Origin of the sequence: Aeromonas sp. FL131 (assembly GCF_049860615.1) — a bacterium.
Classification (GTDB): Bacteria; Pseudomonadota; Gammaproteobacteria; order Enterobacterales; family Aeromonadaceae; genus Aeromonas; species Aeromonas hydrophila.
Window position 1 is genome coordinate 3,908,135 of the sequence record NZ_CP187595.1, and the last position, 22,638, is coordinate 3,930,772.

Annotated in this window: 21 protein-coding genes; 9 read left to right on the plus strand and 12 right to left on the minus strand. The window is 65.6% G+C overall.

Annotated elements, in window-relative coordinates:
* Positions 1 to 9: 9 nt before the first annotated feature.
* The 3 genes from ACPW75_RS18090 to ACPW75_RS18100 are packed head-to-tail and all read right to left on the minus strand — an operon-like array spanning position 10 to position 1,530.
* Positions 10 to 756 carry an SDR family oxidoreductase gene (locus ACPW75_RS18090; protein ID WP_077097552.1) on the minus strand — a complete coding sequence of 249 codons (747 nt, stop codon included), beginning with the start codon at positions 754 to 756 and terminating at the stop codon, positions 10 to 12.
* Positions 757 to 812: 56 nt separating this feature from the next.
* On the minus strand, positions 813 to 1,058 hold the full coding sequence (locus tag ACPW75_RS18095; RefSeq protein WP_049046857.1) for a DUF3624 domain-containing protein: 246 nt from the start codon (positions 1,056 to 1,058) through the stop codon (positions 813 to 815).
* 13 nt (positions 1,059 to 1,071) lie between these two features.
* Positions 1,072 to 1,530, minus strand: a complete 459-nt coding sequence (locus ACPW75_RS18100; RefSeq protein WP_077097550.1) for a GNAT family N-acetyltransferase — start codon at positions 1,528 to 1,530, stop codon at positions 1,072 to 1,074.
* Positions 1,531 to 1,716: 186 nt separating this feature from the next.
* Between ACPW75_RS18100 and ACPW75_RS18105 the strand changes: the two genes are divergently transcribed.
* Complete coding sequence (locus tag ACPW75_RS18105; RefSeq protein WP_077097548.1) at positions 1,717 to 3,159, plus strand: RimK family protein; 1,443 nt, start codon at positions 1,717 to 1,719, stop codon at positions 3,157 to 3,159.
* Between the two features lie 24 nt (positions 3,160 to 3,183).
* Positions 3,184 to 3,717, plus strand: coding sequence for an MgtC/SapB family protein (locus tag ACPW75_RS18110; RefSeq protein WP_016349269.1), 534 nt, complete (start codon positions 3,184 to 3,186; stop codon positions 3,715 to 3,717).
* Between the two features lie 55 nt (positions 3,718 to 3,772).
* Here the strand turns inward: ACPW75_RS18110 and ACPW75_RS18115 are convergent, their stop codons facing one another.
* The 3 genes from ACPW75_RS18115 to ACPW75_RS18125 all read right to left on the minus strand — a co-directional run bounded on the left by ACPW75_RS18115 (position 3,773) and on the right by ACPW75_RS18125 (position 7,986).
* Positions 3,773 to 5,392, minus strand: coding sequence for an alpha-amylase family protein (locus ACPW75_RS18115; RefSeq protein ID WP_179101498.1), 1,620 nt, complete (start codon positions 5,390 to 5,392; stop codon positions 3,773 to 3,775).
* Positions 5,393 to 5,515: 123 nt separating this feature from the next.
* A complete protein-coding gene (locus tag ACPW75_RS18120; RefSeq protein WP_077097581.1) occupies positions 5,516 to 7,483 on the minus strand; it encodes a TonB-dependent copper receptor in 1,968 nt (655 codons plus the stop codon).
* Between the two features lie 245 nt (positions 7,484 to 7,728).
* Complete coding sequence (locus tag ACPW75_RS18125) at positions 7,729 to 7,986, minus strand: DUF2442 domain-containing protein (protein WP_011704466.1); 258 nt, start codon at positions 7,984 to 7,986, stop codon at positions 7,729 to 7,731.
* 259 nt (positions 7,987 to 8,245) lie between these two features.
* On the opposite strand from ACPW75_RS18125, the gene ACPW75_RS18130 reads away from it, so the two are divergent.
* The gene (locus tag ACPW75_RS18130; RefSeq protein WP_077097583.1) at positions 8,246 to 10,210 is read left to right on the plus strand and encodes an LTA synthase family protein; all 1,965 of its coding nucleotides are present in this window, start codon (positions 8,246 to 8,248) and stop codon (positions 10,208 to 10,210) included.
* Positions 10,211 to 10,262: 52 nt separating this feature from the next.
* Here ACPW75_RS18130 and ACPW75_RS18135 read toward each other — a convergent pair whose 3' ends face one another.
* Positions 10,263 to 10,733: an Lrp/AsnC family transcriptional regulator gene (locus tag ACPW75_RS18135; protein WP_011704464.1), complete on the minus strand. Its 471-nt coding sequence runs from the start codon at positions 10,731 to 10,733 to the stop codon at positions 10,263 to 10,265.
* A gap of 159 nt (positions 10,734 to 10,892) precedes the next feature.
* On the opposite strand from ACPW75_RS18135, the gene ACPW75_RS18140 reads away from it, so the two are divergent.
* Positions 10,893 to 11,411 carry a cyclin-dependent kinase inhibitor 3 family protein gene (locus ACPW75_RS18140; RefSeq protein ID WP_179101499.1) on the plus strand — a complete coding sequence of 173 codons (519 nt, stop codon included), beginning with the start codon at positions 10,893 to 10,895 and terminating at the stop codon, positions 11,409 to 11,411.
* A gap of 8 nt (positions 11,412 to 11,419) precedes the next feature.
* On the opposite strand, the gene metA is transcribed toward ACPW75_RS18140, so the two are convergent.
* Positions 11,420 to 12,373 carry a homoserine O-acetyltransferase MetA gene (gene metA / locus ACPW75_RS18145; protein ID WP_017408885.1) on the minus strand — a complete coding sequence of 318 codons (954 nt, stop codon included), beginning with the start codon at positions 12,371 to 12,373 and terminating at the stop codon, positions 11,420 to 11,422.
* 144 nt (positions 12,374 to 12,517) lie between these two features.
* Between metA and ACPW75_RS18150 the strand changes: the two genes are divergently transcribed.
* A complete protein-coding gene (locus ACPW75_RS18150; protein WP_016349264.1) occupies positions 12,518 to 13,756 on the plus strand; it encodes an HD-GYP domain-containing protein in 1,239 nt (412 codons plus the stop codon).
* A 52-nt stretch (positions 13,757 to 13,808) separates the two neighbouring features.
* Entirely contained in the window at positions 13,809 to 14,966 is a 1,158-nt protein-coding gene (locus tag ACPW75_RS18155) for a competence/damage-inducible protein A (protein WP_077097587.1), read from the plus strand.
* 49 nt (positions 14,967 to 15,015) lie between these two features.
* Here the strand turns inward: ACPW75_RS18155 and ACPW75_RS18160 are convergent, their stop codons facing one another.
* The 3 genes from ACPW75_RS18160 to ACPW75_RS18170 all read right to left on the minus strand — a co-directional run bounded on the left by ACPW75_RS18160 (position 15,016) and on the right by ACPW75_RS18170 (position 18,116).
* Entirely contained in the window at positions 15,016 to 16,110 is a 1,095-nt protein-coding gene (locus ACPW75_RS18160) for an ABC transporter permease (protein WP_077097589.1), read from the minus strand.
* Between the two features lie 109 nt (positions 16,111 to 16,219).
* Positions 16,220 to 17,149 carry an ABC transporter ATP-binding protein gene (locus ACPW75_RS18165; protein ID WP_017408882.1) on the minus strand — a complete coding sequence of 310 codons (930 nt, stop codon included), beginning with the start codon at positions 17,147 to 17,149 and terminating at the stop codon, positions 16,220 to 16,222.
* A complete protein-coding gene (locus ACPW75_RS18170) occupies positions 17,142 to 18,116 on the minus strand; it encodes an HlyD family secretion protein (protein ID WP_077097590.1) in 975 nt (324 codons plus the stop codon). Before ACPW75_RS18170 ends, ACPW75_RS18165 begins: the two co-directional genes overlap by 8 nt.
* 285 nt (positions 18,117 to 18,401) lie before the next feature.
* Between ACPW75_RS18170 and ACPW75_RS18175 the strand changes: the two genes are divergently transcribed.
* The 3 genes from ACPW75_RS18175 (at position 18,402) to ACPW75_RS18185 (ending at position 22,118) form a co-directional block, all read left to right on the plus strand.
* Complete coding sequence (locus ACPW75_RS18175) at positions 18,402 to 20,072, plus strand: DUF342 domain-containing protein (protein ID WP_318841801.1); 1,671 nt, start codon at positions 18,402 to 18,404, stop codon at positions 20,070 to 20,072.
* Between the two features lie 104 nt (positions 20,073 to 20,176).
* The gene (gene yidA / locus ACPW75_RS18180) at positions 20,177 to 20,986 is read left to right on the plus strand and encodes a sugar-phosphatase (RefSeq protein ID WP_011704455.1); all 810 of its coding nucleotides are present in this window, start codon (positions 20,177 to 20,179) and stop codon (positions 20,984 to 20,986) included.
* A 361-nt stretch (positions 20,987 to 21,347) separates the two neighbouring features.
* The gene (locus ACPW75_RS18185) at positions 21,348 to 22,118 is read left to right on the plus strand and encodes a gamma-glutamyl-gamma-aminobutyrate hydrolase family protein (protein WP_077097594.1); all 771 of its coding nucleotides are present in this window, start codon (positions 21,348 to 21,350) and stop codon (positions 22,116 to 22,118) included.
* Between the two features lie 9 nt (positions 22,119 to 22,127).
* On the opposite strand, the gene ACPW75_RS18190 is transcribed toward ACPW75_RS18185, so the two are convergent.
* Entirely contained in the window at positions 22,128 to 22,523 is a 396-nt protein-coding gene (locus ACPW75_RS18190) for a hypothetical protein (protein ID WP_161772480.1), read from the minus strand.
* Between the last annotated feature and the right edge of the window lie 115 nt (positions 22,524 to 22,638).

Sequence of the window (22,638 nt, forward strand, 5' to 3'; positions counted from 1 at the left end):
CTGCAACCATCAGCGACGGCTGATATTGAGCGGGCCGAAGGTCTGCGCCACCGGCATAATCTCGATGCTGTTGATGTTGACGTGAGCAGGCTGCTGGCTGATCCAGAGCACAGTATTGGCGATGTCTTGTGGCTGGATCGCCTGCACGCCCTGATAGACGGTGGCCGCCTTGGCATCGTCACCGTGGAAGCGCACGTTGGAAAACTCGGTGCCGCCGCACAGGCCCGGCTCCACGTTGGTGACGCGGATGGCGGTGCCCGCCAGATCGGCGCGCAGGTTGAGGCTGAACTGCTTCACGAACGCCTTGGTGGCGCCGTAGACATTGCCGCCCGGATAGGGGTAGGTGCCGGCGATGGAGCCGATGTTGATGACGTGGCCGCGATTGCGCGCCACCATCCCCGGCAGCAGCAATCGGGTGAGCAGGGTCAGACCGCTGATGTTGGTGGCGATCATCTGCTCCCAGTCTTCCAGATCCGCCTTGTGGGCCGGCTCCAGCCCCAGCGCCAGCCCGGCGTTGTTGACCAGCAGATCCACCTCGCGCCACTCGGCCGGCAGCCCGTCGATGGCGGCGCGGGTGGCCGCCTTGTCCTGCACGTCGAACACCAGCGGCAGGAACTGCGCACCCAGCTCGTCGGCCAGCGCAGCCAGCCGTTCGCCGCGGCGGCCGGTACCGATCACCCGGTAGCCCGCCTGCACCAGCTGACGGCTGATGGACTCACCAAACCCGGACGAGGCGCCCGTTACCATTGCTATCATCTGAACCTCCATATCTACAGCGCTATTGTTATTTATCTGTTTGAAATCAATCTGATTCATTCATCGCTCAATTCACGCCCGGTCGCCCTGCGCCAGACAAACACCAGCAGGTGGAGCAGCAACAGGCCCGATCCCCCCAGCGCGAACAGCAGGCCGGTGAGGGCGTTGACCGAGGTGTCGGCGCCACACCACCACCAGACCAGCCAGCCGACCAGACCGATGACGAAGGTCTGGCCGGCGCAGACCGGGCAGCGCCCCAGCTTGGCCCTGATGGCGGTGGCGAGGCAGTTGTCGCAGCTCATCCCCTCTCCTCTCTCAGGCCTGCTTCAGCGCCAGCACCAGCCGGTGGGCGTGCTGACCGTGGCCATAATAGTCCGGCAGCTTCTGTCTGGGCCGAAAACCCAGCTCGTGATAGAGGGCCTGCGCCTCTTCATTGGCATCGCCTACCTCCAGCCGGATCGCCCCCCAGCCGGCCTCTTTGCCCTCCTGAATAACCTGCTCCAGCAGGCGGCGGGCCCAGCCTTGCCGGCGGATGGTCCAGCGGATGGCGAGGGTCTGGATGATCAGCCGATCCCAGCCCCTGTGCTCCAGCAGGCAGAGGTAGCCCATCAGCTGCTCCTGCTGGTCCAGCACCAGCAGGGTACGCCCCTTGGCGTGGGTCAGCAGATAGTGCCAGCGGCTGCGGCCAAAGGCGACTTCGGGGGGAAAACAGTAGCGTTCCAGCTTAACGATGGCGCCCAGATCATCGGTCCGGGCCGCGCGCACGGTCAACACGGGGAGTCCTTGTTCGGTTATTTATCTTCATCACCAAAAATGCGACTTGTATCACAAGTTACCAAGGCGGCATATTAGGCACTGTAACCTCTTGTTTCCCCTCGCGCCATTGTCGTGCTTGTCGGTGCATCGAAGCCCACTGGGGATCCTGCCATTCAAGGCAGTTTCATCTGTGGAGCCGAAAAAATGAGTACCTACGTCATCGTCGAAGAGCCGGGCGACTGGCCTTGCCATGCCGATTATCTGCTGACCGCCCGCACCTACCTGCAACACGGAGTGCCCACCACCGGCGGCCGTCCCCGCATCATCAACCTCTGTCGCAATCTGGAGCACCTCAGCGCCGGCTACTACTGCTCGCTGCTGGCCCAGGCGCGCGGCCACCACTGCCTGCCGGGTTTGCAGGCCATCAGCCAGCTGCAGCCCCAGCAGCCGCCTGCCAAGCTGTGGCGCAAGTTGCAGGGCTGGCTGGCCCTGCAGAGCGAGGACCGAATCCGGGTGCGCGCTATCTTCGGCCAGTGCGAGCAGAGCGAGCTGGCGGGGCTGGCCCGCTACTACTACGGCCTCAGCCAGCTGCCGCTGCAGGAGCTGACCCTCAAGCGCGGCCGCCACGGCTGGTCGGTGCGCCAGCAGCAGAGCCTGTCGCCGCTGGCGCTGAGCCCGAGCGAGAAAGCGCTGATGCTGCACCACGCCCAGGCACTGGTGGGCACCGGCGACGAGGAGCAGGCGGCGCCGCTCTACCAGCTCGCCATCCTGGTCGACCCCAACGACGGCCGCGCCAGCAGCGATGCCCTGGCGCTGGATCGCTTCATCCAGGCGGCGGCCGCGCAGGGGATCCGGGCCGAGATCCTGGCGCCATCGGCCATCGAGCGGTTGCCGGAGTTTGACACCCTCTGGCTGCGCTCCGAGACGGCGGTCGGCCACTACACCTTCGAATTTGCCCGCCGCGCCGAGCAGCTCAAGATGCCGGTGATCGACAGCTCCCGCGCCATTCTCGCCTGCAGCAACAAGCTCTACCTCTACGAGCTGATGGTGCGCAGCGGCGTGCCCATGCCGCCCACCATGGTGGTGACCCGCCGCGGCCGCCACCACGTGGATGAACTGGTGCAGCGGCTTGGCCTGCCGCTGATGGTGAAGGTGCCCGACGGGGCGCAGGGGCGCGATCTGGCCATGGCCAGCGACGAGCTGCAGCTGGCCCGCCTGCTGGATGAGGGGCTGGCCCGCTCCGCCCTGCTGCTGGTGCAGAGCCGGATCCCCGCCGAGTTCGACTGGCGCATCGGCTTTCTCGACGGCTCGCCGCTGTTTGCCTGCCGCCGTTTCCGCCCCGAGCCCGGCAACCGCATTCGCCGCCGCAAGCACCCCCTCGACATGAGCCGCATCGAGGCACTGCCGCTCAACGAGGTGCCGGAGCGGGTGCTGCAGACCGCCCGCCGCGCCGTCCATCAGCTCGGCAACGGCCTGTTCGGGGTCGACCTGCGCCAGCAGGGGCGCGACTGCGTGCTGCTGGAAATCATCGACAATCCCTGGATACGTGGCGATATTGAGGACAGAGAGGCAAAGGACCTCTACGAGCGCCTCGCCCGGGCCTTCCGCCAGCGGCTGGAAAACCGGGGGCAGAGCGCGGCCGGATAACAAGCATCGATAGCAGAGGTGGATATGATGACGACTGATTGGTGGGACATAGCGCCCCTTGGCTGGGAGAACATCCTGGTCTGTCTGGTGTGCGGCACTCTGGTGGGGCTGGAACGGCAGCTGCGCGGCAAGCCGGTCGGCATCCGTACCTCCTCGCTCATCATCCTCGGCACCTACTGCTTTCTCGCCATCGGTGCCGCCGTCAGTCCCCAGAGCGCCGATCAGGCGCGGGTGCTGGGCCAGCTCATCACCGGCATCGGCTTTCTCGGCGCCGGGGTGATGATGACCCGGGATGGCCAGGTACTGGGGGTCACCTCCGCCGCCACCGTCTGGATGCTGGCCGCCCTCGGCGCCCTCATCGGCATGCAGATGCTGCACCAGGCGCTGCTGCTCACCGGCGTCACCCTCTCCATTCTGGTCGGTGTCGACTATCTGGAGACCAGCTTCAAGAGCCTGCGCCGCGGAGTCCACAACCGGCTGGAGAGCTGGCGCCACGGCAATGGCCACGCGCAGGCTGCCCCCCATCAGGACGAACTCGGCAGCGGCATCGAGAAGTAACTTCCCCCATGAAAAAAGGGCTCCATCACGGAGCCCTTTTTGTTGCCAGCCTCGCTTAGCGCACCAGCAGGAAGCGGCCGCTCAGCGGCGGCAAATCCACCGTCACGCTGCTGCCACCGATGGCCAGGCTCTCGCCGCTTTGCAGATCCACCAGGGCGCTGGCACTGCGCAGCTTGCCGACCGGCACCGCGTAACTCTGGGGCGTGCCCGAGACGTTGAGCAGGTAGACTACTTGCTCCGCCGCCGTCTGCTTGATGTCGCCATAGACGCTCCCCTCGGCCACCAGCTTGACCCGCTCCCCCTGATAGAGGGCGGGGTGGGCGGCGCGCAGGGCCAGCAGCTGGCTGAGCCACTGTTTCAGCTCGCTCTGCTCGCTGCTCGGCACGAAGCCGGTGGCACCCGGCACCTTGCCGTCGCTGCGGGCCACGTGATCGTCACAGAGTCCCTGCGCGGCGCAGTCGCCCCCCACCTGCTTGGCAAAGCCCGGCACCTCGTCGCCAAACTCCTCGCCGTAGTAGAGGGTGATGGGGCCGGAGCGGGCCGCCAGGAAGCTGAAGGCCGCCTTGTGGCGCTGCCAGTAGTCCGCCGGATTGAAGTTGCCGCGCTCCAGCAGATCGCCGAAGCGCACCAGATCGTGGTTGCCCAGCATCAGGTTGGGCATGGCGTGGTTCGGGTAGTTCTCCACCTTGTTCCAGCTGGCGTCGAGCACGCTGGCCCCCTGCCCGCCCTTGCCGGACTCCTCCACCGCCAGCGCCTGCACCAGGCCGTAGCGCAGCGGGAAGTCGAACGCCGACGAGAGCGCCGGGTTGTCGCTCGGCCCATACGCCTGGGCGCGGATCTCGTCGGCGCCCTTCCACACCTCGCCCACCATGTAGCCGAGGGTGCCCCACTGCTGACCGGCTGCCTTGCGCGCCGCGCTGACCCGCTCCACCTCGCTGCGAATGGCGCGCCAGTCGTCGAGGCCGAGCTGATAGGCCTGATCGAGGCGCCAGCCGTCGATGCCGTACTGCTCGACCCAGTAGCGGGCCACCTCCTTGAAGTAGGCGAGACTCTGGGGCTGGCTGTAATCCACCAGCTGGCCGGGATAACCGGCACCGCCGCTCTTGAGGGCAGGCAGCCGTCCCTCGGGCGAAGGCTTGCTCACCCCCACCTTGTTGACGTGGCCAAACACCCCGTCGAGGAAGACGTAGAGGCCGCGCTGATGCGCTCCGTCCACCAGTTTCTTGAGCTGGACGTTGCTGCCGAAGTTGGGGTCCACGTTGAAGAAGTCGCAGGCGAAGTAGCCGGTGGCATCCAGCTTGTCGTCACCGCCTTGCCCCGCGCAGGAGTCGAACACCGGGGTCAGCCAGATGGCGTTGACGTTGAGGCTCTTGATGTGGTCCAGGCTGTCGATGATCCCCTGCAGATCGCCGTTGTGCTGGGAGGGGCCGTAACCGACGCCGTAGTTGGCGCTGCCGTCGCCGTCGACGAACGACTCCACCATCACCTGATAGGTGCGCAGATTGCAGGCCGGCTGATCATTGCCGTAGCAGGCGCGGCTGGCGGTGGCCGGCGGCGGGTTGGTGACCGGGGGCTGCTGGGGCTCGCTGGAGCCGCTCCCGCCTCCGCTGCCGCAAGCCGTCAATAACAGGGCGGCCCCGATGAGGCCGCCATGGCGCAACGTTCCTTGTTTCATTGTTATGTTCCCGCTGTGGTGGTATCGGCGCCCAAAGCGCCACACTGGGGCCATGATAGCGGCCCCGCCCGCACGGGTCTGTGACTGAAAACGTTACCTGGCTCAGTCGGTTGGCGCGCCGACCTAGAGCACGCCGGCCGAGGCGAAGCGGTAACTGACCGAGAGCCAGTAGGCGCGGCCCGGCTCCGGAATCCGCCCCACCTGCTCGTAGCCCAGCCCGGCCTGACTGGCGTGCACCGACTTGGAGAGGTGCTCGTAGTAGAAGGTGTCGAACAGGTTGTCGACCCCGGCCGACAGCTGCCAGCCCGGCTGGAACTGCCAGGCGGCGCTCAGGTTCATGGTGAAGAAGCCCGGCGTCTCCCCCTGATCCTGGCCGGCTACCGTGCCGGAGCCCACATCGACCCGATCCTGCGCGGCCACGGCGCGGCCCAGCAGGGTCAGGTTCCACGCCTCGGCCGGCTGCCAGCCCAGCGCCAGCTTGCCATCGAGCGGCGGCATCTGGGCCAGCGGTTGGTGATCACTCCGGTTTTCGCCGTAGACCACCGCCAGACCGCCATCGAGGCGCCACTGCTCGGCAAACTGCCAGCGCCCTTCCAGCTCGCCGCCGCGGGTCTGGGCGTCGATGTTGCGCACCTTGTTTGACTTGTTGTTATAGAGCAGATAGTCCTGAATGTCGGCGCTAAAGAGGGAGAGGGTCAGATCCAGTTCGCGGCTGCGCAGGGCCAGCCCCGCATCCCACTGGCGGCTGCGCTCCGGGTTGAGGGTGAAGGGCACGCTGTCCTTGCTGCGCTCCCAGTAGTCTGGCGCCCGTTTCGCCTGTCCCCAGGCCAGATAGCTCGACCAGGCCGGCGACCACTGGTATTCGTAGCGGCCAAAGCCGCTGTCCAGGGTCAGGGTATCGCTGTAGAGGGTCTGCTCCCCCGCGCCGTAACGGGTGGTCTCGACCCTGTCCTGCCGGTAACCCCCCTTGTAGCTGTGGGCCCCCTGCTGGCGGCCCAGCTCGGCAAAGCCGCCCTGCTGCTCGAAGCGCAGGGTGCGCTGGCGCGGCTGGCTGGCGTAATCCACCCCGCTGCGGGCCCTGTGCTGATCCCGGTTGGCATCGAGCCCGGCGGTCAGCAGCCAGTCGGCCGGCAGGGCGATGTCGTTGGCCCAGCGCCCGCCGGTGTTGCGCCGGTCCGGGTTGGAGAGCATCTTCATGCCGCTGTTCGGGCGCAGGCTGAAGTTGTCCATGATGTGGTCGATGTCGTTGTCCCACAGGGTCAGTTCGCTGCGCTGCCAGTGGCGGCTGATCTGCTCCTGCCTGAGCTTGAGGCCGAAGGATTCGCGGTCAAACATGGGGCCGTCCATGGTGCGATCCGCATAGGCGGCGCGGGCGTTGCTGCGCTCGGCGGTGAGCTCCAGCCAGGTGTGCTCACTGGGCGTCCAGCCAAGCTGGGCGGTGCCGTTCTCGCGCCGGTAGAAGGAGCGCACCTTGTCGCCGTGGCCGTCGCGATAATCATCGCTGTCGGAGTGGGTGAACTGGCCGCGCAGATAGCCCTGTGGCGCCCCTACTGTGGCATCCAGCATCTGGTCGTCACGCCCGAAGCTGCCATAGAGCGCCGATGCCTCGGCCTTGACGCCGGGGGCGGTGAACTCGGGCCTATCCCGCTCGAACAGCACGGTGCCCGCCAGGGTCGCCCCCTGCTCGAGGGATTGCGGCCCCTTCAGCACCCGGATCCGGTCGAAGGACTGGGGAAAGACGTAGGCGGTGGGCGGGTCCATCCGGCCGCCGCAGCCACCGGCCAGCATGCCGCCATCCATCTGTACGTTGAGGCGGGACATGCCCATCCCCCGCAACACGGGATCGCCACCCAGCCCCCCCTTGCGCACCATGCTCATGCCGGTGACGTTCTTGAGGTAACCGGCGCCATCGGCCGCCGGCATGGGGGAGCCTGGCTTCTTGGGATCCAGGGTCACCTCCAGGGTGCTGGCGGGGCGGCTAGCGACCACCACCATGGGCTCCAGTTGCTGGACCGGCTCCTGGCCGGCAGCACCGTGACAGGCAAAACCGCCCACCAGCAGGGCCAGCGGGGTGCGCATATGACAAGCCATACTCTTTCCTTATCTCTCTGTTTATTTTGTTTTTTTAATTTCGACCGACAAACTATTCAGCTGCTGGAAGGTTTGCCGTCAGGCTGCAAAAAAGGCCTGCTGCGCGGTGGCGGCAAGCCCTTTGAGGCGAAGCCAAGCTAGGGTTGGCAAAATGTTGCGCAGGTTTTACCCAAATTGGGTGAGGAAGGCAAACGCTCAAACATTCCCGTTACAGGAATCTTGGGGTGGTTCACAAAAACAGGGGGTTAGCTGAACGCTTCCCGCTCGTCGATGGGCTTGATCAGGTGATAGACCTCGTGGGCCGACAGGATGCAGCCGGCGGGCCACTCCAGCTGGTGATGGCGATTGATGAAGACCCGGGCGCAGCGCCGCTCCGAATCCAGCGCCGCGAACAGCGGCTGGGTGCGCCAGGGGGTCAGGTCCAGCGCCCCCGTGGTACCGTCCGAGAGCACCACGAACAGGCTCCACCCTTGCAAATATTCCACATCGATAAAGACCGGCATCCCTTCGGCTCCGATTGAGAAAATTCGGCGCCATTATAGATAAGCCCCCCGCACCGCTTTGCCGGCAGGATCACAGTTTTTCCAGCCGTTTATGCTGTCTTCGATCCCTGCGCGCCCTCACATAAAAATCATAAATCGTGCCAAAACATCCTTTTAAACAGCACCTACACGCAACCTTTCCCCAGGCCCGCTGTCATAACCCTGCAATATAAAAACAATGCGCCCGTGGACGGGTGCAAACAGGCTTGTAGGAACAACAATGACCACTATCAGACGATGGCTGGGACCGTTTTGGCCCATCGCCGTTTTTTCATTGATCGCGCTAGTTTCTCTCTCCATCAGCCGGCTCGCGCTCGGCCTCTGGCAGCTGGAGCGGGTCGACGCCGTCGCCGGCTGGCAGGAGATGCTGCTGCAGGGGCTGCGGGTCGACTTCGCCACCCTCTGCTGGCTGTGGGGCGTGCCCGCCGTGTTCACCCTGCTGCTGGCCGGCCCCCATGCCGTCGGCCGTGCCTGGCTGCAGTTCATCCGGGTCTGGCTGACCCTGGGGCTCTGGCTGCTGCTCTTCCTGGAGATCTCCACCCCCTCCTTCGTGACCGAGTACGGGGTGCGGCCCAACCGCCTCTACATCGAATACCTCATCTATCCCAAAGAGGTGTTCGCCATGCTGTGGGCCGGCCGCAAGGGCGAACTGCTGCTGGCACTGCTGTTCAGCGGTGCCGTGCTGGCGGGCGGCTGGTGGCTGAGCGGCCGCTTGCTGCGCGGCATCAGCTTCCCGCGCTGGTACTGGCGGCCCGCCTTCGCCCTGCTGATCCTGGCCATCGGTTTTCTCGGTGCCCGCTCCAGCCTGGGCCACCGCGCCCTCAACCCGGCCATGGTGGCATTTGCCAGCGATCCGCTGGTCAATGCGCTGACCGTCAACTCCTCCTACTCCCTGTTCTTCGCCATCAACCAGATGGAGGATGAAGAGGATGTCAGCAAGTTCTACGGCGAGCTGCCCCGTCAGCGCATTCTGGATCTGGTTCGCCAGGAGAGCGGCCGCGAATCCCACGAATTCAGCTCCGACACCCTGCCCAGCCAGACCTTCAACGAGGCCAGCTACGGCGGCAAGCCGAAGAATCTGGTGATCCTGCTGCAGGAGAGCCTGGGCGCCCAGTTCGTCGGCTCCCTCGGCGGCCTGCCGCTCACCCCCAACATCGATGCCTTGTCGAAAGAGGGTTGGGCGTTCGAGCAGCTCTACGCCACCGGCACCCGCTCGGTGCGCGGCATCGAGGCGGTGCTGACCGGCTTCACGCCGACCCCGGCCCAGGCCGTGGTCAAGCTCGGCCGCAGCCAGACCAACTTCTTCACCATCGCCGATCTGCTCAAGCAGCGGGGCTACGACACCAGCTTCATCTACGGCGGCGAGAGCCACTTCGACAACATGCGCAGCTTCTTCCTCGGCAACGGCTTCACCACCATCGTCGAGCAGAAGGACTTCAAGAATCCGGTGTTCGAGGGCTCCTGGGGCGCCTCTGACGAAGACTTGATGGCCAAGGCCGACGAGACCTTCCAGGCACTCAGCAAGCAGGGCAAGCCTTTCTTCAGCCTGGTGTTCAGCTCGAGCAACCACGATCCGTTCGAGTTTCCCGACGATCGCATCGCCCTCTATGAGCAGCCCAAGCAGACTCGCAACAACGCCGCCAAGTACGCGGACTACGCCATCGGCGAGTTCTTCAAGAAGGCGAAGCAGTCGGACTACTGGAAGGACACCCTGTTCCTGGTCATCGCCGATCACGACAGCCGGGTCAGCGGCGCCAGCCTGGTGCCCATCCCCCGCTTCCACATTCCGGGAGTCATCGTGGGTGACGGCATAGCGCCGAGACAGGATCCGCGCATCGTCAGCCAGATCGACATGGCGCCGACCCTGCTCTCCCTGATGGGGATCAGCGCCGACTACCCCATGCTCGGCAAGGATCTGACCCGCATGCCCGCCGACTGGCCGGGCCGCGCCATCATGCAGTACGACAAGAACTTCGCCCTGATGCGCGGCAAGGACGTGGTGATCCTGCAGCCGGAGCGGGCGCCGGAAGGCTTCATCTATGAGGATGCGACAGAGACGCTCACCCCGGCGCCGCAACCGGCCACCATGAAGGATGCCGCCCTCGGCCTGGCGCTGTGGGGCAGCCTCGCCTACCAGCAGGGGCTCTACCGGACGGCGCCGGATACCCGCACCGTGCTGAACTGAGCGCCATAAAACAAAACCCGCCGATTGGCGGGTTTTTTGTAGGAGGCTGGCGTCAGGTGTTGAGGAAGCAGGGCAGCGAGCGGCTGAACTTGTGCTCGAACACCAGCGAGGTCTCCAGGTGCACCACCTCTTCGCGGGAGGTGAAGTGATCGAACACGAAGTTGCGCAGGTGCTCGGTGTCGGCGACACACAGATGCACCAGGAAGTCATCCTTGCCGCCCATGTGGAACAGGCTGATCACCTCGGGCAGGGCCAGGATAGCGTCGCGAAACGCATCGATGATCTGGCGGCTGTGGCGGGCCAGCTGCAGCGACACCATGGCCTGGATGTGACCGCCGAGGGCCTGGTAATCCACCTCGCAGTGGGCGCCCTTGAGCACCCCGTCCTGCTGCAGCTTGCGTACCCGTTCCAGACAGGTGGACGGCGCCACCCCGACCAGCGCGGCCAGATCCTTGTTGGTCATGCCCGCATCGCGAAACAGATGGGCCAGGATATCCAAATCCAGTTGATCCAGGTTTCTCATCTTTACTCCTTGAACCGCTCAATTTTTTAGACTCTGCCCGTAAACCGGGCCGAACACAACGCAGATTGACATCGGGGCCGCGCCCCCTATGCTTTGGCGCACTCAAAAACCGGGTCAGGCCCGGCTTGCCTCGCCGTTGCTGGCGTCATAAGGATCTTTATGCACCCGTCTCACCCCTTCTGGAGCCAGGAAGTCCCCCGCGTCGATGGCCAGCTGCTGCTGACCCCCTGCCCCGGCACCCAGCAGGTGGCGCTGCCGCTGGCACTGGGCCAGCTCAAGCTGGCCGGGGCGCACGGCGTGCTGACCCTGATGACCGACGCCGAACTGGCCCGGCTTGAACTCGGCACGCTTGGCCAGCAGATCGAGGCCGCCGGCATGCGCTGGTTCCAGCTGCCCATCGAGGACGATCAGGCTCCCGATGCCGCCTTCGAGGTCGCCTGGCAGCAGGCTCTGCCAGATCTCATCGGATTGCTGCAGGACGGCAAGCACCTGGTCATCCACTGCAAGGGCGGCAGCGGCCGCACCGGGCTGGTGGCGGCGGCCCTGCTGATGAGCCTGGGCCAGCCCCAGCAGGAGGCGATGACCGCCATCCGGGCCCATCGCCCCAAGGCCTTCACCCTGGCCTGCCACCGCCAGTGGCTCGACGGGCTGGCGGCGCGGCTGGCCGAGGGCGACTGAGCCAGTCCCTACCTCGACGGCGAGTTCTGCTGATAGGTAAACACCTTGCCGATATCCTCGACGCGATAGCTGGTGAGCTGATAGACGTAGTAGTTGAGCCAGTTGGAAAACAGCAGGTGGCCGTGGCTGCGCCAGCTGGCGCGCGGGGTCCGGGTCGGGTCGTTGTCCGGGTAGTAGTTGACCGGAATGACCGGCGCAAGCCCGGCCGCCAGATCCCGCTGGTATTCGCCATCCAGGGTCAGCGCATCGTATTCCGGGTGACCGGTGACGAACACCTGACGACAATCCTTGGTGGCTGCCAGATAGACGCCGGCCTCTGCCGATTCGGCAAAGATCTGCAGGTCGGTGTGGGCGCGGATGAGATCCCCGTCGAACGCCGCATAGCGGGAGTGAGGCGCCACGAACTCGTCGTCGAAGCCGCGCAGCAGCGGCTCGTGCTCGTCGAGCCGGTGGTGGCGATAGACCCCGGACAGCTTTTCGCCGTGGGTCTGCTTCTCCATGCCATACAGAGCTTTCAGCGCCGCCTGCACTGCCCAGCAGAGGAACAGGGTGGAGGTGACATGCTGATGGGACCACTCGATGATCTCGACGATGCGCGGCCAGTAGACCACCTCCTCGAACTCCACCAGCCCGAGCGGCGCCCCCGTGATGATCATGCCGTCGTAGTTGTTGCCGCGTACCTGTTCGAAGTCGTGATAGAAGTTCTCCAGGTGCGCCTGGGGCGTGTTCTTCGACTCCCGATCGTCGATGCGCAGCAGATCCACGTCCACCTGCAACGGCGAGTTGGAGAGCATCCGCATCAGCTGGATCTCGGTTTCAATCTTCTTGGGCATCAGGTTGAGGATCAACACCCGCAGCGGGCGGATGTTCTGGGTGACGGCCCTGGATTCCGTCATCACGAAGATGTTCTCCTGCCCCAGCACTTCGGCGGCGGGTAACTGATCCGGGATCTTGATCGGCATGCTTACTCCCTGTACTGCATCGGTAAATATGTCTGGACATCCAGAAGCCTATAATAAAGCACCCACCCTGTCATCAGATACCTTTTGTATTCACCCCCACCTTTGACTAGCATACGGCTCAGTGTGTCTCTCGCATCCAAGACAATGACAGGTATCAAGATTTCAGTAGACCGGCTGCAAGTCGGCAATTACGTTTCTCTGCCACTTGGCTGGCGCGAACACCCCTTCCTGTTTTCCAGCTTCAAACTCAAGAATGAAGAGGAGATCGAGCTCATTCGCCGGCTCGGTCTCAAGCTCGTGACCATCATCCCCGACAAGAGCGACGCCCCGCCCAAACCGCTGAACCAGATCCAGGCCCAGCCGGTAGAGGCGCCGGATACCTCCCAGCGTCAGGCCGAAATGCAGCTGGAGAAGGAGCGTCGCATCGAGCAGCTGCAGCAGTATCGCCGCGATCTGCAGCAGTGCGAGAAGCAGTTCCAGCAGTCGCTGGCCCAGGTGCGCAACGTGATGAGCAAGATCCAGTCCCGCCCCCTCAACGCCATCGGCGAGGCGCAGGAGCTGATCAACGCCATGACCGAGCAGCTGCTGTCGGTGGACGAGATGGTGCTGCACCTGGTCTCCGACAGCGAGGACGGCAACAACCTCTACTTCCACTCCCTCAACGTCAGCGTGCTCAGCATGCTGTTGGCCAAGGAGTGCAACATGTCGGCCGACGAGATCCGCCAGGTCGGCATGGGGGCCCTGTTCCACGACATCGGCAAGCTGAAGATCCCGAGCCAGATCCTGCGCAAGACCGAGCCGCTCACCAAGCCGGAGCAGAACCTGATGGCCCAGCACCCGCGCTACGGGCTGGATCTGCTCAATCTGGCCAAGGACTTCCCGGCCGAGGCGAAGGGCATAGTGCTGCATCACCACGAATACCTGGACGGCAGCGGGCCGGAGGGGCTCAAGAAGGGGCAGCTCGATCCGCTCACCCAGATCGTCTCCCTCATAAACGAGTACGATAACCTCTGCCACATGCAGGCCAAGGTGCCCTACTCGGCCCTGAGCGGCCTCTACAAGCAGCGCAAGGCCCAGTTCAATCCCGAGTACCTCAGCATGCTGATCCGGCTGATGGGGATCTACCCGCCCGGCAGCGTGGTGCAGCTCTCCAACGGTCAGGTGGGGCTGGTGATGTCGGTCAACGCCTCTCGCCTGCTCTACCCCTCGGTGCTGGTGTACGATCCGCGCATCCCGCGCCAGGAGGCGGCCATCATCGACCTGCAGCAGGCCGAGCTCTCCATCGCCAAGGTGATCCATCCCAAACGGCTGCCGCCGGCGGTGTTTGAGTACCTCAACCCGCGCACCCGCATCAGCTACTACTTCGAACACACCAAGCCCTGATTGACCCGGCCACTCGGTGGCCAGCCCAGCCGTCAGCCCCGAGGAGCCCGCCATGCGCATCGAAATCATCAGCACCGGAGACGAGATAGTGACTGGTCTGGTGGTGGACACCAACGCCGCCTGGCTCAGCGCCCTGCTGCTGGAGCAGGGCTGGCAGGTGCGCCGCCGCGTCACCGTGGGGGACAACCTCAAGGACTTGAAGGCCGTGCTGGCAGAGAGCGCCAGCCGCGCCGAGGCGGTGCTGGTGTGCGGCGGGCTCGGCCCCACCGCCGACGATCTCACCGCCCAGGCGGCGGCCGAAGCCTTCGACCAGCCGCTCACCCTGTTCCCGGACTGGCTCGCCACCATCGAAGCGCGCTACGCCAGCCGGGGCAGGCCCATGCCTGCCAGCAACGCCAAGCAGGCCTGGCTGCCGCAGGGGTGCGAAATCCTCGACAACCCGGTCGGCACCGCCTGCGGCTTTGTGGTCACCCACACAGGCCACCAGGGCCCAAGCCGGCTCTTCTTCACCCCGGGTGTGCCGTTCGAATTCAAGCAGATGGTGCGCGAGCAGATCATGCCGCGCCTCAAAGCGCTGGCCGGCGAGCAGACCGACACCGAACTGCGCCGCTTTTATACCTTCGGCGTCTCGGAGTCGGCCCTCAGCGACATGCTGGATGCCGCGCCCTGGCCCGCCGGCATCGAGCTCGGCTACCGCTCCTCCATGCCGCTCATCGAGCTGAAGCTTATCGGCCACGGCGCCAGCGCGGCGGACATGGGCGCCGCCGAGGCGCGGCTGCTCGCGGCCATCGAGCCCTGGCTGGTAGGACGGGGCGATAAAGAGCCGGCGCAGCAGATCCTGGATCTGCTGCGGGATAGGCCGCTGACGCTGCTGGAGGGAGAGAGCCGAGGCGCCCTGCTAGCCATGTGCCACCCGCATCCGGCCCTGACGGCCAGCTTCAGCCACGCTCTGACCAGCGAGCTGGCGCAACTGGCGGCGCCCGCGGCCCCCCTCAGCCTGACCATTGGCCGCGCAGGCCCGGACGGCGTGCCGCTGCTGCTCTGTGTCGACGGGCAACTGCACGGCCAGACCCTCAAGGTCAGCCACCCGGATCCCGACAGTGGCCGCCGGATCCTCGCCTTCGCCGCCCTCGACATGCTGCGCCGCCGGCTGCAGGGGCTGCCGGTGCTCGGTGACTACCGCACCCTGGCCCGCACCGCCAGCCGCTAACAGCAAGCAGCAAGCAGCAAGCAGCCAGGTTCTCACCCCTCGCGGGACATCAATCCAGACTCTTCTTGAAGCGATGGGCGGCCAGGGTCAGCACCAGCAGGGTGAACCCCGCCAGCCAGAGCACATCGGGCAGCAGCTCGGAGAGCTCGCCACCGCGCAGCACTATGCCCCGGATCAGCCGCATGAAGTGGGTGGCCGGCAGCACCTCGGCAATCCACTGGGCCGGCAGCGGCATCCCCTCGTAGGGGAACATGAAGCCCGACAGCAGGATGGAGGGCAGCAGGATGAACACCGTCATCTGCATCGCCTGCAGCTGGGTCTGCGCCAGGGTGGAGATGAGCAGCCCCAGGGTCAGGCTGGCGGCGATAAACAACAGGGTCGCCAGCAGCACCTGGCTCAGGGCGCCGTTGATGGGCACGTCGAAGATGAAGTGACCGAGCCCGAGGATGATGGCCACCTGGATCAGCCCCACCCCGATATAGGGCAGGATCTTGCCCAGCATCAGCTCCATCGAGCCGACCGGGGTGGTGATGAGCAGCTCCAGATTGCCGCGCTCCCGTTCGCGCACGATGGCCGCCGAGGTGAACATGATCATGGTCATGGTGAGGATCACCCCGAGCAGGCCGGGCACTATGTTGACCGCCGAACGGCGCGCCGGGTTGAAGTAGAGCACGGTCTCGAAGGTGGGGGGGGCCGTCTTGAGGTCGGGTTTCAGGTCGGCGAGCGGCATGTTGCGAAGGCCGAGCAGGGCCCCGGCGATCATGGTGTCCGAGCCATCCACCAGCCACTGGCCTGCCGTCTCGCCGGCGCTGAGCCGGCGGCTCAGATCGGAGGGCAACACCAGCACGGCGCGCACCTCGCCCCGGGTCAGCGCCGCCTCGGCCTGCTGTACCCCGACGTATTGCTGCTTGATGTGCACCACCTGGCTCGCCTTCACCGCCTCCACCAGCAGCCGGCCCGGCACGCTCTGGCTCATCTCCACCAGCCCCACCGGGACCTGGCGCACATCGGTGTTGATGGCGTAGCCAAACAGCAGCAGCTGGATCAACGGGATCATCACCACCATCCCGAACGTGAGCCTGTCCCGTGCCAGCTGCCTGAGTTCTTTCTGGGTGATAGCCCAGAGCCGTCGCAGACTGTTCATCGATTCACTCCCACTGGGCTCATCACCACCATACCCGAGGTCGTGAGCCTGTCTCTGGCCAGTAGCCTGAGTGCTTTCTGGGTAATGGCCCAGAGCCGTCGCAGACTGTTCATGCCCTCGGCTCCTGACCGGTACAACTGACGAACACATCTTCCAGACTGGGTCTGACCAGCGCCAGACTGGCCCCGGCCAACGCCGGGCAGGCCTGCTGCAGCCAGGCCACCGGCTCCGCCAGCTCCTTGTCCACCAGCACCCGCAAGCGCTGGCCGAGCTGGGCGGCGGAGCGCACCGGCGCCAGCTGCACCAGCTGCTGCTTGAGCAGCCGCAGATCGGCGGCCAGCACCTCCACCACCCGGGTGCTCATGGCGTCCATCAGCGCCTGCGGCGCCCCCTGGGCCCTAACCCGGCCCGCCTCCATGATGGCGAGCTGATGGCAGCGCTCCGCCTCGTCCATGTAGTGGGTGGTCACCAGTATGGTGGTGCCCCCTTCGCTCAGATCGAACAGCTTCTCCCAGAAATCGCGCCGGTTCTGCGGATCCACCGCCGAGGTGGGTTCGTCCAGCAGCAGCAGCGCCGGCCGATGGATCACCGCCGCCGCCAGCGCCAGCCGCTGCTTCTGGCCGCCGCTCATGGCGCCGGCCCGCTGCCGGGCCAGCGGCGCCAGCTCATAGGTGGCCAGCAGCTCGTGCAGGCGGGCAGCCAGCGTCGCGCCCCCCATGCCGTGGATCCGGCCCATGAATTCCAGGTTCTCCCAGCCCGTCAGCTCGTCATAGAGGGAGAACTTCTGGGTCATGTAACCGATCCGCCGGCGCAGGGTCTCGGCCTCGCGAGGGATGTGCAGCCCAAGCACCTCCACCTCTCCTGCCGAGGGGGTGAGCAGGCCGGTCAGCATGCGCAGGGTGGTGGATTTGCCGCAGCCGTTGGGGCCGAGAAAGCCGTGGATCTGCCCCTTGGGCACGCAGAGATCCAGTCCGTCCACCGCCAGGAAATCGCCGAAACGGCGGCTCACCCCCAGCGCCCGGATCGCCAGCTCACTCATGGCCCTCTCCCCCCGCGGCGGGTTCGGCCTGCAGCGGCAGGCCGCTCGGCAGATCCTGCGCTCCCGCAGGCAGATCGATCTCGGCCAGATAGACCAGCCGGGCCCTGTCCTGCTCGTTGAGGGCGTAGTAGGGGGTAAAGGCGGGCTCTTTCGAGATCCAGCGCAGCCGGCCGGTGAGGGGCTCCGCCACCCCGTCCACCTGCACCCACACCGGCTGGCCGACCCGGTAACCGGCGAGGGAGGGTTCGGGCACATAAACCCGGGCGTAAGGCGCTTCGTCCGCCTGGATGGCGGCCAGCACGGCGCCAACCGCGACGCGCTCGCCGAGGTGATAGGGCAGGCTGTCGAGCCGGCCGCTGCGGGTGGCGACGATGGAGAGGTCCGCCAGCTCCCGCTCCGCCAGCGCCACCTCGGCGGTGGCGGCCAGCAAGGCGGCCTGCGCCTCGTCGATATCTTCGCGCCGCACCCCGCGCGCCAGCTTGTCGAGCTGCTGGCGGGCGCCGTCCTGCTCGGCCAGGGCGCTGTCGCGCTGGGCGCGGGCCTTGTCGAGATCCGCCGGGCTCACCAGCTTGCGGCGTACCAGCCGGTCGATCCGCTCAAAGTTGCGCTCGCTCTCCCTGACGTTGGCCTGCGCCTTGTCGAGGCTGGCGCGGGCGGCGGCGATGTCTTCCGGCCGCTCGCCATTGGTCAGCCGGGCGAGGGCGGCGCGCGCCTGAGCCTGTTGGGCCCTGGCACGGGCCAGCACCGCCTGCTGACGCCGGTCATCGAGCCGGGCCAGCAGGGTGCCCTCTTCCACCCGGCTGCCCTCCGCCACCGGCAGGGCGCGGATGATCTCGCCGGCGGTGGCGGTCAGCAGTACCCGGTCTCGTTCCAGGGTGCCGAGGGCCGTGGTGGATGCCTGTGGCTGGCAGGCGCTAAGCAGGCCCGTCAGGGCCAGGGGCAGCAGACAATGACGCAAGGTCGACACTCCTCTCACGGTGGCGGATCCGCCCGGGGGCACTCCGTTCACCCGCCGGACGACAGCCGCTAGCGGCTGGCAGACGGGCTCATGGTGCCGTCAGCATACTCCCTGTTACTTTTCATTTCCTCGTCCCAGTTCACCCATTTGTGGTTAGCTCATTGACCAAAAAGGAGAAATGTCTGGATACTGCAGACCAGCACCATGTTGATGATTCGCATTTTTAACAAAATGCCGATTAACTGAAAACAAGCAGCCGTTCCAATTGGGATGCGGACGAAGGAAGGGATCCGGGTGTTAAGCAAAGAGTGGTTACTGTTGTCAGCCGATATGGAATACGCCTGCCTGCGCATCGTGCCCGGGCTGACCAACCCCATCTCGGAGAGCGATATCCAGACACTGCTGCTGGCCTCCAACTGCCGCCGCTATCAACCGTTGACGGAGGGGATCAAGCAGGCCATCAGCCTGCTCAACACCCTGCTGAGCAACCCGACCGCCCCCCTGCCCGGCAATCCGGTGCCCATCGCCCAGCGCCACGATGCCAGCGTCCTGCTGGTGGTGGAGAAGGACCGGATGAGCGCCACCGCCCAGATCACCGCCGACTGGGGCGGCAAATACCTCACCAGTGAACAGCTGGAGCAGGCGATCCAGAGCAGCGAGATCAGTCAGGGGGTGCAGGCGCCACTCATCGCCGCCGCCGTGCTGGCCGCCAAGGAGGCGACGCCGGGCACCCTGCTCAGGCTGCCGGTGGCGCAGGGCAAGGCCGCCGTCAACGGTCAGGACACCCGTTTCGAGCGACTGGTGGAGACCCCGGCCGAACGGATCCTCAAGCCTCAGGAGCTGGATCACGGCCGGGTCGACATGCGCGACCTCGGCACCATCCTCACCGTCAAGGCCGGCGCCCAGCTGATGCGCCGCCACCCCGCGACCCAGGGGGTGCCGGGTTTCACCGTCACCGGCCAGGAGCTGCCCGCCAAACATGGCAAGGAGAGCCCCATGGTGGCCGGCGAGGGTACCTTCCTCTCGCCGGATGATCCCGATCTGCTGCTGGCCAGCCGCCCCGGCCTGCCGCGCCAGGAGAAGAACGGCATGAAGGTGGACGACGTGCTGAGCGTCAAGCAGGTGGATATCCGCCACGGCCACGTCATCTTCGAAGGGGCGCTGATCGTGGCAGGCGACGTCACCCCGGGCATGAAGATAAAGACCAGCGGCGACGTGGTGATCGGCGGCTTCGTCGAGGGGGGCTACATCGAATCGAGCGGCACCATCACGGTGCGCAACGGCATCATAGGGCGCAAGAGCGAACAGAGTGACGAGTTCCTCTGCCACCTCAACGCCCAGGGCGAGATCCACGCCAGCTACGCCCAGTACGCCAAGCTGGAGGCCGGCGGCGACATCCACATCCTGACCCAGCTCAGCCACTGCTACAGCCGCAGCGGCCAGGATCTAAAGGTGGGTGACAGCGGCATGCGCAAGGGCCACCTGCTGGGGGGCATCAGCATCGCCAACCGCCTCATCATGGCGCCGATCCTGGGAGCCTCGGCCCACAACCAGACCCGGCTGCAGATCCTCGGCGGCTACTTCACCCACAAGGAGCAGGAGCAGGCGCTGCGCCAGCGCAAGCAGGAGTGCCGGGAGCAGCTGGACAAGCTGCAGGACCTGCTGCTCAAGCTGCTGCAACTGCCAAGCGACAAGCGCAATCCCCAGACCCTGCAGAAGATCAAGCTGATCCGGACCCAGCGCCTCGAGGAGAGCAAGCTGCTGGATGAACAGCTGGAAGCGGCCCAGGAGGAGCTGCAGAAGCTGATGGCGGAGATGGACATCATCGCCACCCAGCACGCCTTCCCCGGGGTCGAGGTGGAGATGGCCCACCACCACAACCGGGTCGACATCGAGCACGGCCCCATCCACTTCGCCATCCGTGAAGATCAGCTGCAGCTGACCCCCTACGAACCCCACAAGTGACGCAAGAGTGACCCGTCAGTCGTGATCCGGACGGCGAATTTCGCTACACTCGGCCTCCCATTGGCCCCATCGGGCGGGCCAGCCAGACCGCAGGATAGTGAGAGATGTACAAGCTGATCGCATTGGATATGGATGGCACCCTGTTGAACTCCCAGGGCCAGATTTCCCCCCGCACCCACGCAGCCATTGCCGCCGCCCGCGCCAAGGGCGTCACCGTCGTGCTGGCCTCGGGCCGGCCGCTGGAGGGGATGAGCCGCTATCTGGTGGAACTCGGCCTCACCGGTCAGGATGACTACGTCATCTGCTACAACGGTGCACTGGTGCAGCAGGTGGCCGATCAGCGCATCATCCGCAGCCAGCTGCTCACCGGCAGCGATGCCAGCGCCATCGCCGCCCTGGCCGACGAGCTGGGCGTCAACGTGCACGGCTTCTCGGTGAGCCGGGGGCTCATCAGCCCCAGAGTCAGCCCCTACACCGAGCACGAATCCCGCCTAATCGACATGCCCATCAAGCTGCTGGACTTCGCCACCCTGCCCGCCGACGAGCAGATCCTCAAGGTGATGATGATCGATCCCGAGCCGCTGCTCTCCCCCGCCATCGCCAAGCTGCCGGCCGAGCTCTACCAGCGCTATACCGTGGTGCGCAGCGCCCCCTACTTCCTCGAGTTCATGAACAAACAGAGCAACAAGGGGACCGGCGTCGCCGCCCTGGCCGAGCACCTGGGGCTGGATGCCTCCCAGGTCATCGCGGTGGGGGATGCGGGCAACGATCACCACATGATCGAGTACGCCGGGCTGGGGGTGGCCATGGGCAACGCCACCGACGACATCAAGGCACTGGCCCAGCACACCACGGGGCGCAACGATGAAGACGGGGTCGCCCAGGTGATCGAGCGTTTCATCCTGAACGCCTGACGCGACCAGGGGCCTGCGGGCCCCTTTTGCTATCCGGCCGCCAGCGCGGCATGTTTAATATATCCACCACGATAACGTCCTTCCCTCTCCCCACCCTCGCTACAGCCCCCTTTTAATGGGACTCAAGCCAGTCGAGCGCAGAATGAATTTAACATTTTGGCATCATTTCGTTTGACATATTGAACGGCCTTGGCAGACTGGGATCAGGATCCAGGCTGTCGTTGCCCAGGCTGACCGACGATTCTGGCTGTGCAGCGCACCTCCGATCCCACGACCATGCCTTGAGGCATGCCCTTGCCCCGCTGACGACGGCAAGGGCCTGCCCAAGGCGCAGGACCGCTAAGGACAGCCAAGGTGAATCATGACTCGCAGCCCCCACACCCCGCGTAAACCCGTCGTACTGATGACCATGGGCGCCCAGCCCCGCAATGGCCACGCCTATCAGGTGATGACCCACAAATACATCAAGCCGCTGGTGGAGATCAGCGGTTGCGTGCCGCTGCTGGTGCCCACCTGCTGCGGCACCGAGGATCTGGCGCAGTATCTGGATCTGGCGGATGGCGTCTATCTGAGCGGCGCCGGCTCCAACATAGATCCCGCCCTCTACGGCCAGGAGAACCTCACCCCGGAGAAGCAGCAAGACAGAGACAGGGATCTGTTCGACATCCCGCTGGTGCGCGCCGCCCTCGACCGCGGCCTGCCGATCCTCGGGATCTGCCGCGGCATGCAGGAGATCAACGTGGCGCTGGGGGGAGACATCCACCAGAAGGTCTACAGCGAGCCGGGTTATGACGATCATCGGGAGGATGCGGACGATCCGGTGGACGATCAGTATGGCGAGAGCCATCAGGTCGAGCTGGTGCCGGGCAGTTGGCTGGCGGAGCTGATGGGACAGCCGTCGATCCCGGTCAACTCGCTGCACGGCCAGGGGATCAAGACGCTGGCCAAGGGGCTGGAGCCGCTGGCCCATGCCGAAGATGGGCTGATCGAGGCGATCCACGCCCCTGCCCTCTCCCCCTTCCTGCTGGCGGTGCAGTGGCACCCGGAGTGGAAGGCGAGCGAGAACCCTCACTCCATCAAGATTTTCAAGGCCTTTGGCGACGCCTGCCGGGCCCGTCTGAGCGACGTCTGACGCCGCCGGCTAGTCGCCGAACCCGCGCGCCTTGAGCTTGGGCAGCGCACCGCGATCCGGGCGCAGGGTTCGGCATACCTCCAGCCCCTTCAGCCCGCGCTGGATGTGATCCGGCGTGTGGCCAAACACCATGCCGTTGCTGCGATAGAGTGCGCTGTCGTCCAGCTCGAACAGCTCGCCGCCGATCAACAGCTGCTCGCGGCCGTTGACCGTCTTGCCGCGCTTGAGCGGCAGCATCATGTCGCTCAGCACCTCGCCGGTGGCGCAGCCCTCGCGCCAGCGCGCCTCGTCGGCGAAGGGGGTGATGGCGATCTCGCGCCAGGAGCCATCGCGAAATTCGACCCGATACTTGTCGGCCAGCTGATCACAGCCCGTCAGCAACCAGGCCCCGGCAATCCAGACCATCTTGTTCAGCGTGCGCACTCGTACCACTCCCTCGTCAGACCGGCGCCCAGCATAAATAAATTGCCCCCGCCCCGCACCCATTTAGCGGGTTGAAACCAACTATGCTGGAAATAAC